At 72.5% G+C, this 15,774-nt stretch carries 12 protein-coding genes and 1 pseudogene; 11 read left to right on the top strand and 2 right to left on the bottom strand.

Annotated features, from left to right (window positions below; all coding sequences use genetic code 11):
- The first annotated feature begins 16 nt into the window (after nucleotides 1-16).
- Nucleotides 17-586 (top strand): hypothetical protein, encoded by a 570-nt coding sequence (locus tag M2163_RS14065; protein ID WP_280894116.1) that lies wholly within the window; start codon nucleotides 17-19, stop codon nucleotides 584-586.
- A gap of 167 nt (nucleotides 587-753) precedes the next feature.
- Here M2163_RS14065 and M2163_RS14060 read toward each other — a convergent pair whose 3' ends face one another.
- The gene (locus M2163_RS14060; protein WP_280894115.1) at nucleotides 754-1,377 is read right to left on the bottom strand and encodes a hypothetical protein; all 624 of its coding nucleotides are present in this window, start codon (nucleotides 1,375-1,377) and stop codon (nucleotides 754-756) included.
- Nucleotides 1,378-1,457: 80 nt separating this feature from the next.
- Between M2163_RS14060 and M2163_RS14055 the strand changes: the two genes are divergently transcribed.
- The 10 genes and pseudogenes from M2163_RS14055 to M2163_RS14010 all read left to right on the top strand — a co-directional run bounded on the left by M2163_RS14055 (nucleotide 1,458) and on the right by M2163_RS14010 (nucleotide 14,816).
- A complete protein-coding gene (locus tag M2163_RS14055; protein WP_280852454.1) occupies nucleotides 1,458-2,078 on the top strand; it encodes a TetR/AcrR family transcriptional regulator in 621 nt (206 codons plus the stop codon).
- Nucleotides 2,079-2,160: 82 nt separating this feature from the next.
- Nucleotides 2,161-4,398, top strand: a complete 2,238-nt coding sequence (locus M2163_RS14050) for a molybdopterin oxidoreductase family protein (RefSeq protein WP_280894114.1) — start codon at nucleotides 2,161-2,163, stop codon at nucleotides 4,396-4,398.
- Nucleotides 4,399-4,536: 138 nt separating this feature from the next.
- Nucleotides 4,537-5,958, top strand: coding sequence for a citrate:proton symporter (locus M2163_RS14045; protein ID WP_280852456.1), 1,422 nt, complete (start codon nucleotides 4,537-4,539; stop codon nucleotides 5,956-5,958).
- A gap of 64 nt (nucleotides 5,959-6,022) precedes the next feature.
- The gene (locus tag M2163_RS14040; RefSeq protein WP_280894113.1) at nucleotides 6,023-7,261 is read left to right on the top strand and encodes an MFS transporter; all 1,239 of its coding nucleotides are present in this window, start codon (nucleotides 6,023-6,025) and stop codon (nucleotides 7,259-7,261) included.
- A 102-nt stretch (nucleotides 7,262-7,363) separates the two neighbouring features.
- Nucleotides 7,364-8,017 (top strand): hypothetical protein, encoded by a 654-nt coding sequence (locus M2163_RS14035; RefSeq protein ID WP_280852458.1) that lies wholly within the window; start codon nucleotides 7,364-7,366, stop codon nucleotides 8,015-8,017.
- Nucleotides 8,004-8,708: pseudogene (locus M2163_RS14030) on the top strand (class F sortase); the annotation flags it as partial. The gene M2163_RS14035 and the pseudogene M2163_RS14030, both read left to right, overlap by 14 nt.
- Before the next feature lie 534 nt (nucleotides 8,709-9,242).
- Nucleotides 9,243-10,571: an ABC transporter ATP-binding protein gene (locus M2163_RS14025; protein ID WP_280852459.1), complete on the top strand. Its 1,329-nt coding sequence runs from the start codon at nucleotides 9,243-9,245 to the stop codon at nucleotides 10,569-10,571.
- 307 nt (nucleotides 10,572-10,878) lie between these two features.
- Entirely contained in the window at nucleotides 10,879-12,267 is a 1,389-nt protein-coding gene (locus tag M2163_RS14020; protein ID WP_280894112.1) for an aldehyde dehydrogenase family protein, read from the top strand.
- Between the two features lie 11 nt (nucleotides 12,268-12,278).
- Nucleotides 12,279-13,358 (top strand): Zn-dependent alcohol dehydrogenase, encoded by a 1,080-nt coding sequence (locus tag M2163_RS14015; RefSeq protein ID WP_280894111.1) that lies wholly within the window; start codon nucleotides 12,279-12,281, stop codon nucleotides 13,356-13,358.
- A 129-nt stretch (nucleotides 13,359-13,487) separates the two neighbouring features.
- Nucleotides 13,488-14,816, top strand: a complete 1,329-nt coding sequence (locus tag M2163_RS14010; protein ID WP_280852462.1) for an MFS transporter — start codon at nucleotides 13,488-13,490, stop codon at nucleotides 14,814-14,816.
- Here the strand turns inward: M2163_RS14010 and M2163_RS14005 are convergent.
- Nucleotides 14,802-15,743, bottom strand: coding sequence for a DMT family transporter (locus M2163_RS14005; protein WP_280897253.1), 942 nt, complete (start codon nucleotides 15,741-15,743; stop codon nucleotides 14,802-14,804). The two genes, M2163_RS14010 and M2163_RS14005, sit on opposite strands and share 15 nt — an antisense overlap.
- Nucleotides 15,744-15,774: the final 31 nt, after the last annotated feature.

Raw genomic sequence — 15,774 nt, 5'->3', positions numbered from 1 at the left:
TTCTACGCTCCCCGGCATGTCGTGGACGCGGGGACTTCTCGCCCTGCTCGCGGTCTGTGCCCTGGTGGTGACCGGATCCGTGAGCTGTGGCGCCGATGGGGCACGGAAGCACGAGGACGGGCAGTCGGTCTCACCGGTGGGCAAGGTCCTCGACGACACCGATCACGAGGGGCGGCACTACCGGGAGGTCGACAAGGACAACGCGCCCGACGTCGGCATAGTCGTGCAGCCGGACACCGACGACAGCTGGTCCGTACGGCTGACCGTCGAGAACTTCACCTTCTCGCCCTCCACGACGAGGGCGAAGGCGGTCTCCGGCCACGGCGTCGCCGTCCTCTTCGTGGACGACCGCCCCGTCGCCACCCTGCGCGCCCCGTCCTACCGTCTCGCGTCCGCGTACGTCCCCCAGGGCACCCACAAGGTCACCGCCCGCCTCTACGCCGACGACGGCACCGTCTGGGCCGTCGACGGCGCCCCGGTGGAGAGCACGGCGGACGTGACGGCGTCCGAACCGGGGCCGACGGGGGGTGTCGTCGGCGCGGGCTCGACGGGAAGGCCGGCCGGTGTCCCGGGGGTGCGGGCGTGACGGGATTCCCTGATCCGGGGACGCGGTCGGTGACGAGTGCGGCACGCGACGGCGCCGCGCCATCGCGGCTCGTCAGGAGGATAGGCAACGATGTCGGGGAACCGGGGGCCGGGGCGACTGCTGTGAAACTCCGGCTCGCACGGGGGACCGCCTGCGGTGTCCTGGCCTCACAGGGCGGCACGGGCGTCGGCGATGGCGCGGGGACGGAATCCCAGCCTGCGGCTTACCCCGGGCACGGCGTCCGGGGCCCGCGCATCGGCACCGGCGAGACCACGGCCTCCGAATTCCCGCCTCCGCGGGAAGCGCGGGTCGGGGGTGGTCTCGGTGATGGGGTTGCGGTCGTGCAGGCGGGTGTTGTCACCGGTGGTGCGGGTGCGGAAGGGCGACCTGTGGTGGGTGCGGGGGGTGGCGTTCCCGCCGGGCAGGGCGGCGTCACCGTCGGTCGCACGGTCCCGGAATCCCGGCCTCCGCGGGCCTGCACCAGTGGCACAGCCCTGGAAGCGCGGGTCGGGGGCGGTCTCGGTGATGGTGTTGCGGTCGTGCAGGCGGGTGTTGTCACCGGTGGTGCGGGTGCGGAAGGGCGACTTGCGGTGGGTGCGGGGGGTGGCGTTCCCGCCGGGCAGGGCGGCGTCACCGTCGGTCGCACGGTCCCGGAATCCCGGCCTCCGCGGTCCTGCACCGGAGCCGCAGCCCTGGAAGCGTGCGAGGGCGGCGTCCTCGTCGGCGGCGGGGCGGGTCCGGGACCTCGGGCGTCGCAGCCCCGTGTCAGTACCCCAGCCCGCGCCCAGCACCGGCCGTGGCCGGTGAGTGCCCTGGGCCCCTCGCCCCGTACCGGGTGGCAGGGTTCACCGGACGACGGCGGAAAGGCATCATGAAGCCCGTGCCCCAAGCAACCTCGCTCCGCCGCGCCCCCGTGCAGCGGCGCAGTGCCGAACGGCTGACCAGAATCCTCGACGCCTGCGCCGACCTGCTCGACGAGGTCGGCTACGACGCCCTCAGCACCCGTGCCGTCGCCCAGCGCGCCGGCGTGCCCATCGGCTCGGTCTACCGCTTCTTCGGCAACAAGCGGCAGATGGCCGACGCCCTCGCCCAGCGCAACCTCGAGCGCTTCACAGCCGGCGTCACCGACCGCCTCAAGGAGTCGGGCCAGGACGGAGGCTGGCGTACGGCGATGGACGTCGTCCTCGACGAGTACCTCGCCATGAAGCGCACCGCCCCCGGCTTCTCCCTCGTCGACTTCGGCAACCAGATCCCCGTCGGCGCCCGGCACGCCGAGCCCAACCACCGCGTCGCCGACCGCCTGACCGACCTCCTCTCCGGCTACCTCTCCCGCGAACCGGACGACGACCTGCGCCGCACCTTCCTCATCGCCGTGGAGACCGCCGACACCCTGGTCCACCTGGCCTTCCGGGTGGCACCGGAGGGCGACGAGCGGATCATCCAGGAGGCCCGGGAGCTGCTCCGCGCCTATCTCGCGCGGGTCCTGGACTGAGCCCGCCCCCGAAACCCCCTCCCCTCCATCCGTACCGGTCGGTATGCTCGCCCGGACAGGCACCGCTGCCCCGGGAGGACCCGTGTCCCGCACCGCTCTGCGTATCTGCCCCCTGTGCGAGGCCACCTGTGGTCTGACACTCACCGTCGAGGGGACCCGGGTCACCGGCGCCCGCGGCGACCGTGACGACGTGTTCAGCAAGGGGTTCATCTGCCCGAAGGGTGCCTCCTTCGGGGCCGTGGACGGCGACCCCGACCGGCTGCGCACCCCCCTCGTGCGCCGGGACGGGGAACTGCGCGAGGCCACCTGGGAGGAGGCCTTCGACGCCGTCGCCGCCGGGATCCGGGGCGTCGTCGACCGGTACGGGGCGAACTCCGTCGGGGTCGTCCTCGGCAACCCCAACGTCCACACCATGGCCGGTGCCCTCTACCCGCCGGTGCTGCTCGCCGGCCTCGGCACCCGCAGCGTCTTCACCGCCTCCACGGTCGACCAGATGCCCAAGCACGTCTCCAGCGGACTGCTGTACGGCGACGCCAATGCCATCCCCGTGCCCGACCTCGACCGCACCGACCACCTGCTCCTCCTCGGCGCCAACCCCCTGGAGTCCAACGGCAGTCTGTGCACCGCCCCCGACTTCCCCGGCAAGCTCAAGGCGCTCAAGGCCCGCGGCGGCACCCTCACCGTCATCGACCCCCGCCGCACCCGCACCGCCCGCCTCGCCGACCGGCACATCGCCGTCCGGCCCGGCTCCGACGCCCTGCTGCTCGCGGCGATGGCGCACGTCCTCTTCGAGGAAGGACTCGTGGACACGGGGGAGTTGACCCCGCATCTGGAGGGGGTCGAGGAACTCCGGGCGGCCATGGGGGACTTCACCCCGGAGGCCGTCGCCGGCACCTGCGACGTCGACGCCGACACCATCCGCACCCTCGCCCGCGAACTCGCCGCCGCCCCCACCGCTGCCGTATACGGCCGCATCGGCAGCTGCACCGTCCCGCACGGCACCCTCGCGAGCTGGCTCGTCGACGTCCTCAACATCCTCACCAGCAACCTCGACCGGCCCGGTGGCGCCCTCTTCCCGCAGGCGGCCACCGACCGGACACCCCGGCCCGCGGGCCCCAGCCACGGGTTCGCGCTCGGCCGCTGGCACTCCCGGGTGAGCCGGCGCCCCGAGGCCAAGGGCGAGTTGCCGCTCTCCGCGCTCGCCGAGGAGATCGACACCGCGACCGAGGAGGGCGAGCCGATCCGGGCGGTCGTCGCCGTCGCCGCCAACCCCGTGCTCTCGGCCCCGGACGGCGACCGGCTCGACAAGGCCCTCGGCTCGCTCGACTTCATGGTCAGCGTGGACCCGTACCTGAACGAGACCTCGCGCCACGCCCACGTCGTCCTGCCGCCGCCCCCGCCCTCCCAGAGCCCGCACCACGACTTCGCCTTCAATACCCTCGCCGTGCGCAACCAGGTCCGCTACACCCGCCCCGCCGTCCCGCTGGAGCCCGGCCGGATGGCGGAGACGGAGATCCTCGCCCGGCTGGTCCTCGCCGCGACCGGCATGCACGGCGCCGACCCGTCCGCCGTGGACGACCTCGTCATCGGCCAGACCCTCGGCAAGGCCGTCAAGGAGACCCACTCGCCCGTGCACGGCCGCGAGCCCCACGAACTGGCGGCACTCCTGAAGGGCGACACCGGCCCCGAGCGGCGGCTCGACATGATGCTGCGCCTCGGCCCCTACGGCGACGGTTTCGGCGTACGACCGGACGGGCTGAGCCTGACCAAGCTGCTCGCGCATCCGCACGGCATCGATCTCGGACCCCTGGAGTCCCGGCTGCCGCAGCCGCTGAAGACCAGGAGCGGCAAGGTCGAACTGCTGCCGCGGCCGATCGCGGACGACCTGCCCCGGCTGCGTGAGGCCCTGCGGCACAAGGCCGACGGGCTCGTCCTCGTCGGCCGCCGGCATCTGCGCTCCAACAACAGCTGGATGCACAACGTCCCCGCCCTCACCGGCGGCACCAACCGCTGCACCCTGCACATCCACCCCGAGGACGCCGAGCGGCTGGGCCTGAAGGACGGCTGCGCGGTGCGGATCAAGGGCGCCGGGGGAGAGGTGGTCACCGAGGCCGAGGTCACCGACGGCGTGCGCCCCGGCGTGGTCAGCCTGCCGCACGGCTGGGGGCACGACCGCCCCGGCACCCGGCTCGCCCACGCTGCCAAGGACCCCGGCGTCAACGTCAACCAGCTCCTGGACGGCAGCCTGCTCGACCCGCTCTCGGGCAACGCGGTCCTCAACGGCGTACCGGTGAAACTGGCCGCCGTGCCGACGCTGTGAGCAGCGCAAAGCTGTGACCAGCAGTTTTGCGCTTATTGCTCGCATGTCAACGTCTTGTTAACGCCGCTTGACGGGTCCTAACGTCATCGCACTGCCGACTCCGGTGGGAGTTCAAGGGCGAACGTTAGGTATCCACTCATGCTGACCATCCTCGGCTTCGCCATGATCGCGACCTTCCTGGTCCTGATCATGATGAAGAAGATGTCGCCGATCGCGGCGCTCGTACTGATCCCGGCCCTGTTCTGCGTCTTCGTCGGGAAGGGCGCCAAGCTCGGTGACTACGTCATCGAAGGCGTCACCAGCCTCGCCCCCACTGCGGCGATGCTCATGTTCGCGATCGTCTACTTCGGTGTGATGATCGACGTCGGCCTCTTCGACCCGATCGTGCGGGGCATCCTCAAGTTCGCGAAGGCCGACCCGATGCGGATCGTCGTCGGTACGGCGATCCTCGCCGCGATCGTCTCGCTGGACGGCGACGGCTCGACCACCTTCATGATCACGGTCTCGGCGATGTACCCGCTGTACAAGCGCCTGAAGATGAGCCTGGTCGTGATGACCGGTGTCGCCGCCATGGCCAACGGCGTGATGAACACGCTGCCCTGGGGCGGTCCGACGGCCCGTGCGGCCACCGCGCTCAAGCTCGACGCCAGCGACATCTTCGTCCCGATGATCCCGGCCCTCGCCGTCGGCCTGCTGGGCGTCTTCGTCCTCTCGTACGTCCTCGGCATGCGTGAGCGCAAGCGGCTCGGGGTGCTCACGCTGAACGAGATCCTGGTGGACGAGAAGGTCGAGGAGACCGAGACCGTCCTGGTCGGCGCCGGTTCCGGTGCCTCCGGCACGGGCAAGGCCAAGGCCACGGCGGCCGGCGGCGGCTCCGGCACCGACGCCGAGGACGACGAGGCCGGCGACGCGCAGCGCTTCCAGGTCCTCGACCCCAGCCGGCCCACCCTGCGCCCCAGGCTGTACTGGTTCAACGCGCTGCTCACCGCCACCCTGCTCACCGCCATGATCATGGAGTGGCTGCCGATCCCTGTGCTGTTCCTGCTCGGTGCCGCGCTCGCGCTCACCGTGAACTTCCCGCACATCCCCGACCAGAAGGCCCGCCTCGCCGCCCACGCCGACAACGTCCTGAACGTCTCCGGCATGGTCTTCGCCGCCGCCGTCTTCACCGGCGTCCTCCAGGGCACCGGCATGGTCGACCACATGGCCCGCTGGATGGTGGACGTCATCCCCGAGGGCATGGGCCCGCACATGGCCCTCGTCACCGGCATCCTGAGCCTCCCGCTCACCTACTTCATGTCCAACGACGGCTTCTACTTCGGTGTCCTGCCCGTCCTCGCCGAGGCCGGCGCGGCGCACGGTGTCTCCCCGCTGGAGATGGCCCGCGCCTCCCTGGTCGGTCAGCCGCTGCACATGTCCAGCCCGCTCGTCCCGGCCGTGTACGTCCTGGTCGGCATGGCCAAGGTGGAGTTCGGCGACCACACCAAGTTCGTCGTCAAGTGGGCCGCGCTCACCTGCCTGTTGATCCTCGGGGCAGGAATCCTCTTCGGCATCATCTGATCCGCTTCTCTCCCGTCCCAAGGAACTCCCGTCCACGGAACCCCCGTCCACGGAGGACTCGATCATGGCGCCCGGTGGGAACCGCGGCTGGCTGCTCCGCCTCGTCATCGCCTTCAGCTTCGCGCAGGGGGCGGTGTCGATGGCACGGCCCGCCGTCTCCTACCGGGCCCTCGCGCTGGGCGCGGACGAGCGCGCGATCGGTGTCATCGCCGGTGTGTACGCCCTGCTTCCGCTCTTCGCCGCCGTACCGCTCGGCCGCCGTACGGACCACGGCCGGTGCGCGCCGCTGCTCCCGGTCGGCGTGGTGCTGATCTCCGGCGGCTGTGCGCTCAGCGGCATCGCGGACTCCCTCTGGGCCATGGCGGTCTGGAGCGGGGTGATGGGCCTCGGCCACCTCTGCTTCGTCATCGGCGCCCAGTCCCTCGTCGCCCGGCAGTCCGCCCCGCACGAACAGGACCGCAACTTCGGCCACTTCACCATCGGTGCCTCCCTCGGTCAGCTGGTCGGCCCGGTCGCGGCGGGCGCCCTGATCGGCGGCCCCGACATGGCGGGCACGAGCGCGCTGGCGCTGCTCGTCTCGGGCGCCGGGGCGGCCGTCGCGTGCACGTCGCTGTGGCGCATCGAGCATCCGGACACGGCGGCCAAGTCCCGTACCGGGCAAGCCGATCGGGTCCCCGTCGGACGCATCCTCAAGGCCCGGGGCGTCCCCGGGGGCATCTTCGTGAGCCTGTCCGTGCTGTCGGCCACGGACATCCTCACCGCGTACCTCCCGGTGGTCGGCGAGCACCGGGGCATCGCCCCCTCGGTGATCGGCCTGCTGCTGAGCCTGCGCGCGGCGGCCACGATCGCCTGCCGTCTGGTGCTGACTCCGCTGCTACGGCTGCTGGGGCGCGCGTTGCTCCTGACCGTGACGTGTTCGCTGGCGGCCCTGCTGTGCGCGGGCATCGCCCTGCCGGTCCCGGTGTGGGCGCTGGCCGTGATCCTCGCGCTGCTCGGCTTCTGCCTCGGCGTCGGCCAGCCGCTGTCCATGACGACGGTCGTCCAGGCCGCCCCCGACGGCGCCCGCTCCACCGCCCTGGCCCTGCGGCTGACCGGCAACCGCCTCGGCCAGGTCGCCGCTCCGGCCACCGCGGGCCTGGTCGCGGGCATGGCGGGGGTCGCCGCGCCGTTCGTGATGCTCGGGACGCTGCTGCTGGTGTCGGCGGGGGTGGCGCTGCGGTCGCCGGGTCGGTCCGCGGGGCCCGGACCGACCGTGGACAAGCGGCCCAGGCGCCCGCGATTGCGCCGCACGAGCGATATCTGACGGCGCGCCGGGCGCCGATGCCACCGAGTGCGGCGGGCATAACGGAGAGTGCTGCCGAAAGAGCGATTTGTATGGAAATCGTCTGAATTCGGAGGAGCGCCCATGCCCACCCTGACACTCCCACGTACCTTCCGCGTCCGAGCGGGCGCCACGGTCGTCCTCACCGCCCTCGCCGCGGCCGGCGCGTCCTGGGTTGCGGCACCGACCGCGTCGGCCGCGGGCGAGAACGGCGACATCAGGATCCACCACGTGGGCGTGCCGTTCGGCGTCTCGAAGGATGATCCACGGGTCTGCAAGTTCTACCTGGACGCCGTCAACTTCGACGTCCTCACCACCATCGCCTACACCATCACGCCGCAGCCCCCGCTCCCCACCGCCGCCACCGTCGCCGGCACCATCCAGCTCGCCGGCGGCGCCGGTCACACCGACCCGCTGGGTGTGGCGGACGGACAGTACAAGCTCACCTGGATCGTGGCGGGCGCCCCCAAGGAGAAGGTCTTCCGCGTCAACTGCCACGACGGCAAGCGCGACGGCGAGCGCCGGGCGGGCGACCAGATCGAGGACCAGCAGGGCGCGGGCTGGGGGCACAACGAGGGCGGCGGCCCCAAGGGCGGCGTGCACGCGGGTGGCGGCGGTCTCGTCGACACCGCGGCCGCGTTCGCACCGGTCACCGCGGCGGGCGCCGTCGGCCTGGTGGCGGTCGGCGGTGTCGCGTACTTCCGGCTGAACCGCCGTCGGCCCCATGGCGCCGCGTAGGCGCAGACGCAGGCCCTGGTACCGGACCCGCGCCTACCGCCTCACCAGGACGGCCCTGCTCACGGTCGTCCTGGTGACGGTGGGGGTCCGGTGTACGGGGGACGACGACTCGACCGAGCTGACCGCGCCCGGTCTGCCGGACGCCGTGGCCGCCGCCGGCCCGGAAGCGGAGCCGGCCGACGCCCCGGCCCCCTCCGCCCGCTCCTCGCCCACCCGCACACCCCCGCCCCGCCCGCTGTCCCGGTCCCGGCCGACGGCCTTCCGCATCCCGTCCCTGGGCATCGACGCCCCGATCACGGGCCTCCGGCTCATCAAGGGCCGGGAACTCGCGACACCGCCGGTCGACAAGCCGAAGCTGGTGGGCTGGTACGAGGGCGGCGCCACGCCCGGCGAGACGGGCACGGCGATCGCCGTCGGCCACCGCGACACCAGGACCGGACCCGCCGTCTTCGCCGCGCTCGGCCAGGTGAAGCCGGGCAAGGTGATCGAGGCGGTGCGCGCGGACGGCCGTACCGCCGTCTACACCGTGGACCGCGTGAAGATCTTCGACAAGGCGGGCTTCCCCGACAAGGAGGTCTACGGCCCGGCCCGGCGCCCGGAACTCCGCGTGATCACCTGCGGTGGGCTCTTCAACCGGCGGACGGGCTACAGCAGCAACGTCGTCGTCTTCGCCCACCTCACCCAGACCCGTGAGCCACGGCCGACGAAGAGCACCGGGACGCCGGCGGGCACGGCTACACCGACGAGTGCCGCACGACCGACGGGCACGGGCACTTCGGCGGCTGTCGGGACACCGACGAGCCCGGGCACACCGATGGGCGCCGGGCCATCGGCGAGTGTCGGGACGCCGGCGGGCCCCGGCATCGGCACGGGGACGGGGACGGGGATGGGGACGGGGACGGAGGCCGGGACCCCGACGGGCGTGGGAACGTCGGCGGGTGTCGGGACGCCTGCGGGTGTCGGATCGCCGGCGGGCACCGGAACGCCTGCGAGCGTCACGGCACGGTGAGGCGTCGGCGGGACGGAGTGCCGACGAGCGTGAGGCCGTGCGGAATCCGGCCGTCCGTCATCTCGCGGACTGGACCGAAGCGCCCGATCCCGCCCGGTCTCTTCCCCCCGCCGCACGCATTCCGTTAACTTCCGTGACTCACAGCCCCGTACGACCCGCACGGGGCCTCTCCACCGCGGAGCACCAGCGCCTGATCCAGCCCCCGGGGGCACCGTCATGACACGCGCCATCTCTCTGCACCACGTGAGCAAGACCTACACCCGGGGCGCCCGGGTGGTGGACCGGCTCTCGCTGGACATCGCGCCCGGCGAGTTCCTCGTCCTGCTCGGCCCCTCCGGCTGCGGAAAATCCACCGTGCTCAGGATGATCGCCGGGCTGGAGGAGATCACCGAGGGGCAGCTCAGGCTCGACGGCGAGTACGCCAACGACATGCTGCCCGCCGAGCGGCGGATGGCGATGGTGTTCCAGAACTTCGCCCTCTACCCGAACATGACCAGCCGCGGGAACATCGGCTTCCCGCTGCGCATCGAGGCCCCCGACGAGGACCCCCGGCCCCGTGTGGACGCCACCGCCCGCATGCTGGGCATCGAGGACCTCCTCGACCGCTACCCGGGCCAGCTCTCCGGCGGCGAACGTCAGCGCGTGGCGATGGGCCGGGCCATCTCCCGTCGGCCCACCGCCTTCCTCATGGACGAGCCGCTGTCCAACCTCGACGCCAAGCTCCGCAACCACCTGCGCGCCGAAATAGCCTCGCTCACCCGGGAGTTGGGTGTCACCACGGTCTACGTCACCCACGACCAGGCCGAGGCCATGTCGCTCGGCGACCGGGTCGCCGTGCTGCGCGGCGGAGTCCTCCAGCAGGTCGGCACTCCGCGCTCGGTGTACGCCCTGCCCCGCAACGTCTTCGTGGCCGCCTTCATCGGCACCCCGCGCATCAACCTCCTGCGCGGAGTGGTCCGGGCCCCGCTGGACGGCGCGATGACCATCAGCCTCGGCAAGCAGTACCTGCGGCTGCCCGAACCCCTCTCCCTGGACCACCAGTTGCTCCGCGTCCAGCAGGGCCGCGAGGTGATCGTGGGCCTGCGCTCGGAGGCGATCCGCATCGCCAAACGGACCTCCGCCCGCCCCGGGGAGATGCCGATCACCGGTCTGGTGGAGCACGTGGAGTTCCAGGGCCACGAGGTCCTCGTCCACTTCAACACCGGCTCCCGCCCCGCCTTCGTCCCCGACCTGGAGGCGCCCCGCCCCGCCCCGCGCCAGCCCCGGCGCCGCCGTCGCGAGGGCACGGTCCTGGACCGCCTGAGAGAACGGGCGGTCTCCCTCCGCGCCGGCCCGGTCGTGGTCCTGGAGGACCCGCCGGAGCCCGCGCCCGAGCCGGACCCCCGCCTCCCCGGCGACCTCGTCGTCCGCACCACCCCGGACATCGACCTGCGCCGCGGCATGCAGGTCCCGCTCCTCGTCGACATCTCCCACCTCTTCGTCTTCGACCAGCACGGCGAACGCATCTGCCCGTCCCCGGACCATCTGCCGGATCTGGACGAGTGAGGCCGGCGGGCGGCGGTGCGGTGAAGGGGGCCCGTCCGACGGGGTGAACCGAGGCGGCCGCAATTCGAGACGCGGTTCCTCTTCGGCGCCGAGCGGCCAGACGGCGGAGCACGGGTCACGGACCGGCAGCGCTGCCGGAAGGCATTCCGTGCGCCCGCCGGAGGAAGCCGTGGCGTGGTGGACGAGGGGGCCCGCGGGGACTTCTGATGTCCGTGGACGGTCCGGTCCCGCTCTGGCGCGAGAAAACTATCGCCGCTAGTTTATGAGGCCGGACGACACGGCACGGCCCAGCCCGGGAGGACGCACCATGAAGGCGCACGACGGCATGTACATCGACGGCGAGTGGCGCCCGGCCACCGGCCCGGACGTGATCGAGGTCGTGAACCCGGTCGACGAGCAGGTCATCGCGCGGGTCCCGGCCGGCACCGCCGAGGACGTCGACAGCGCCGTACGCGCCGCCCGGGCCGCCTTCCCGGCCTGGGCCGCGACCCCTCCCGCCGAACGGGCCGCCCGTCTCGCCGCCCTCCGGGACGTTCTCGCCGCCCGCAAGGACGAGATCGCCGAGACGGTCACCGCCGAACTCGGCTCACCCCTGAAGTTCTCGGAGAACGTCCACGCCGCCGTCCCCGTCGCGGTCGCCGCCTCCTACGCCGAGCTCGCGGCCGGCCATCCCTTCGAGGAGAAGGTCGGCAACTCCACCGTCCACCTGGAGCCCGTCGGCGTGGTCGGGGCGATCACGCCCTGGAACTACCCGCTCCACCAGATCGTCGCCAAGGTCGCCCCGGCCCTCGCCGCCGGCTGCACGGTGGTCCTCAAGCCCGCCGAGGACACCCCGCTGGTCGCCCAGCTCTTCGCCGAGGCGGTCCACGAGGCGGGCATCCCGGCCGGTGTCTTCAACCTGGTCACGGGCCTCGGCCCGGTCGCCGGACAGGCCCTCGCCGCGCACCCCGACGTCGACCTGGTCTCCTTCACCGGCTCCACCGCGGTCGGCCGGCGGATCGGCGCGACCGCAGGTGCCGCGTTGAAGAAGGTCGCCCTGGAGCTCGGCGGCAAGTCCGCCAACGTCATCCTGCCCGGCGCCGACCTCGCCAAGGCGGTCAACGTCGGCGTCGCCAACGTGATGTCCAACTCCGGCCAGACGTGCAGCGCCTGGACCCGGATGCTCGTCCACCGCGACCAGTACGACGAGGCCGTCGAACTCGCCGCCGGCGCCGCCGCGAAGTACGGCGAGCGCATCGGCCCGGTCGTCAACGCCAAGCAGCAGGCCCGGGTGCGCGGTTACATCGAGAAGGGCGTCGCCGAGGGTGCCCGGCTGGTCGCCGGAGGGCCCGAATCCCCGCGCGAGCAGGGCTACTTCGTCGCCCCGACGGTCTTCGCCGACGTGACGCCCGAGATGACGATCGCCCAGGAGGAGATCTTCGGTCCGGTCCTGTCGATCCTGCGCTACGAGGACGAGGAGGACGCGCTGCGCATCGCCAACGGCACGGTCTACGGCCTCGCGGGCGCCGTCTGGGCCGGTGACGAGGCGGAGGCGGTGGCCTTCGCCCGCCGCATGGACACCGGACAGGTCGACATCAACGGCGGCCGCTTCAACCCCCTTGCCCCGTTCGGCGGTTACAAGCAGTCCGGCGTCGGCCGCGAGCTCGGCCCGCACGGTCTCGCCGAGTACCTCCAGACCAAGTCCCTCCAGTTCTGAGGAGCCTTCCCGTGGTTCGTGCCGCCGTCCTTCCCGCCGTGGGCGCTCCCCTGGAGGTCACCGACATCGACCTCCCCGACCCCGGCCCCGGCCAGGTCCGCGTCCGCCTCGCCGCCGCCGGGGTCTGTCACTCTGACCTGTCCCTGTCCAACGGCACCATGCGCGTCCCCGTCCCGGCCGTCCTCGGCCACGAGGGCGCGGGCACGGTCGTCGCCGTGGGGGAGGGGGTCACCGGGGTGGCGCCCGGCGCCGGCGTCGTCCTCAACTGGGCTCCCTCCTGCGGCGATTGCCATGCCTGTGCGCTCGGCGAGGTGTGGCTGTGCGCCAACGCCCTCAACGGCGCCGCCGGCGTCCACGCCCGCACCGCCGACGGCACCGACCTGCACCCCGGCCTGAACGTCGCCGCGTTCGCCGAGGAGACGGTCGTCCCCGAGTCCTGCCTCCTGCCCCTGCCCGACGGCATCCCGCTCACCGACGCGGCCCTGCTGGGCTGCGCCGTCCTCACCGGCTACGGCGCCGTCCACCACTCGGCGCGCGTCCGCGAGGGCGAGACGGTCGCGGTGTACGGCGTCGGGGGAGTGGGCCTCGCCGCGCTCCAGGCGGCCCGGATCGCGGGCGCGTCGAAGATCGTCGCGGTCGACGTCTCCCCGGAGAAGGAGGAGTTGGCGCGCGCAGCCGGAGCCACCGACTACGTGATCGCCTCCGAGAACACCGCCCGCGAGATCCGGGGCCTCACCGGCAGGCAGGGCGTCGACGCCGCCGTCGAGTGCGTGGGCCGCGCCTCGACCATCCGCACGGCCTGGGACTCCACCCGCCGTGGCGGCCGTACGACGGTCGTCGGCATCGGCGGCAAGGACCAGCAGGTCACCTTCAACGCCCTGGAGATCTTCCACTGGGGTCGCACCCTCGCGGGCTGTGTCTACGGCAACTCCAACCCCGCCGAGGACCTGCCGGTGCTCGCCGAGCACGTCCGGGCGGGCCGGCTGGACCTCGGGATGCTGGTGACCGAGCGGATCGCCCTCGACGGCATCCCGGCGGCCTTCGACAACATGCTGGCGGGCAAGGGCGGCAGGGCCCTGGTGGTGTTCTGAGCGACGGGCCGCCCGGAGCACCGGCTCAGGTGCTCCGGGCAACCTTCCCGCACAACCGTTGACCCCATACCGTCCGGTCAGTATGTTCGGCCGCCAACGTCCCCACGCACCCACCGGAGTGTGCACCACATGGACACGGCCCCTACCGCTCACCCCACTTCCGTCACCGCGCCGGCGTCTCCCCACCGCCGTCGCGTCGCCACCGCTGCGGCCCTCGCCTCCGCCGTCGAGTGGTACGACTACTTCGTCTTCGGCATAGCCGCCGCCCTCGTCCTCGGCGATCTGTACTTCCCCGCGGGCAACTCAACCGCCGGTGTCCTCGCCGCCTTCGCCACCTTCGCGGTCGGCTTCCTGGCCCGCCCGATCGGTGGCATCGTCGCCGGCCAGATCGGGGACAAGCGCGGCCGCAAGCCCATGCTGGTCCTCGCCCTCACGCTCATGGGCCTCGCCACCACCGGCATCGGCCTCCTGCCGACCTACGACACGATCGGCGTCGCCGCCCCGGTCCTGCTCGTCCTGCTCCGCGTCGTCCAGGGCGTGGCGGTCGGCGCGCAGTGGGGCGGTGCGATGCTGCTGGCCACCGAGTACGCCCCCGAGGGCAAGCGCGGGCTCTACGGCAGTGTCGTCCAACTCGGCGTCCCCATCGGCGTGGTGACCGCCAACACGGTCTTCCTGCTGGCCGGGGCGTTCACCACCGACGCCGGGTTCGCGGCCTGGGGCTGGCGCGTCCCGTTCCTCATCGGCCTGTTCGTCCTGGCGCTCGCCTGGTACATCCACACCAAGGTCGAGGAGACCCCCGAATTCCGCCGGGCGGAGCGGGAGCTGGCCGAGAAGGAGAAGAGCGCGCAGAACTCCCCGCTGCGCACGATCCTCCGCCACCACCTGGGCACGGTCCTGCTCGCCGGCGGCTCCTTCGCCGTGAACACCGCGACCTTCTACATCCTGATCACCGGTGTCCTCGACTACACCACCCGTGAACTGGGCATGCAGCGCAGTGCCGTGCTCACCGTCTCGCTCTGCGTCAGCCTCACCCAGCTGGTGCTGATCCCGGCCGCCGCCGCGCTCTCCGACCGCCTCGGGCGTATCCGCATCTACGCCCTCGGCGCGGCCGGCATCGCCCTGTGGGCCGTACCGATGTTCCTGCTCATCGACACCGGGTCGCTGCTGTGGCTGGCGGTCGGCACCTTCGTCGCCGGATGCTTCCTGAGCATCATGTACGGCCCGCAGGCCGCCCTGTTCGCCGAGCTGTTCACACCCGAGATGCGGTACACCGGCGCCTCCCTCGGCTACCAGATCGCCGCCGTGCTCGGCGGTGGGCTCGCGCCCTTCCTGATGGTGCTGCTGCTGGAGGCCACCGGGACCTCGATGGCGGTCTCCGGTTACATCATCGGGCTCTCGGTGATCGCGTTGCTCTGCATCAAGGTGCTCGCGGGCAGGGCGCGTTCACGCGGAGTCTGACGCCCTCTCGGGCCGCGGCTCAGGTGCCGTCACCGGGGCCGCGGCCGCCCGTGCGCGGGACCGGGAGCGGGACACCGCCACGCCCGCAAGGCACAGCACCCCGCCCGCGAGCGTGAACAGGCCAGGGACCTCGCCGAGCGCCAGCCACGACATCAGCACGACCAGGGCGGGCACCGCGTAGGTGGTCGCGCCCATGCGGCTGGCGGTCGTCCGGGCCAGGGCGTAGGCCCAGGTGGTGAAGGCCAGCGCGGTCGGGAACACCCCCAGGTAGACCATGTTGAGGGTCGCCGAGGCGGGGGCGTCGGCCGCCTCCGACACCAGCTGCCCCGCGAAGGGCAGGCAGACCACGGCACCCACGAAGCAGCCGAAGGTCGTCGCCTGCAGCGGGGTCGCGGAGCCCAGGACCGGCTTCTGCGCGACGACCCCGCCGGCGTAGGCGATCGCCGCGAGCAGGCACAGGACCACGCCGAGCACCGAGGAGCCCCCGTCGTCCGACATGGACAGACCCACGGTGACCGCGCCGGCGAAGGACACCGCCATCCCGGCCAGCAGCCGGGGTGGCATCGCGTCCCCGAGCAGCCGCGCGCCGAGCAGCGCGATCAGGATCGGGCCGATGTTCACGACCAGGGCCGCGGTGCCCGCGTCCACCTGCTGCTCGCCCCAGTTCAGGACGACCATGTAGAAGCCGAACCACAGGACGCCGGAGAACGCGATACCGCGCCAGGCAGAACGAGGAGGGAGCCCTTCGCGGCGTATCAGGCAGATCACGCCCAGGGCGAGCGCACCGGAAAGGAGCCGGCCGAGGGCCAGCGCGCCGGGGGAGTAGGCGGCGCCCGCGCTGCGGATGGAGACGAAGGCGGACGCCCACAGGACGACGGTGACGGTGGCTGCGCCGGCGGCGAGGAGTTCGGTGCGGCGGTGGTTCATCATGCTCCTGAGACTAGGCAAGCGCGGATCT

This window comes from Streptomyces sp. SAI-135, from assembly GCF_029893805.1.
GTDB lineage: Bacteria > Actinomycetota > Actinomycetes > Streptomycetales > Streptomycetaceae > Streptomyces.
This window is presented reverse-complemented; position numbering and strand designations above follow the sequence as displayed.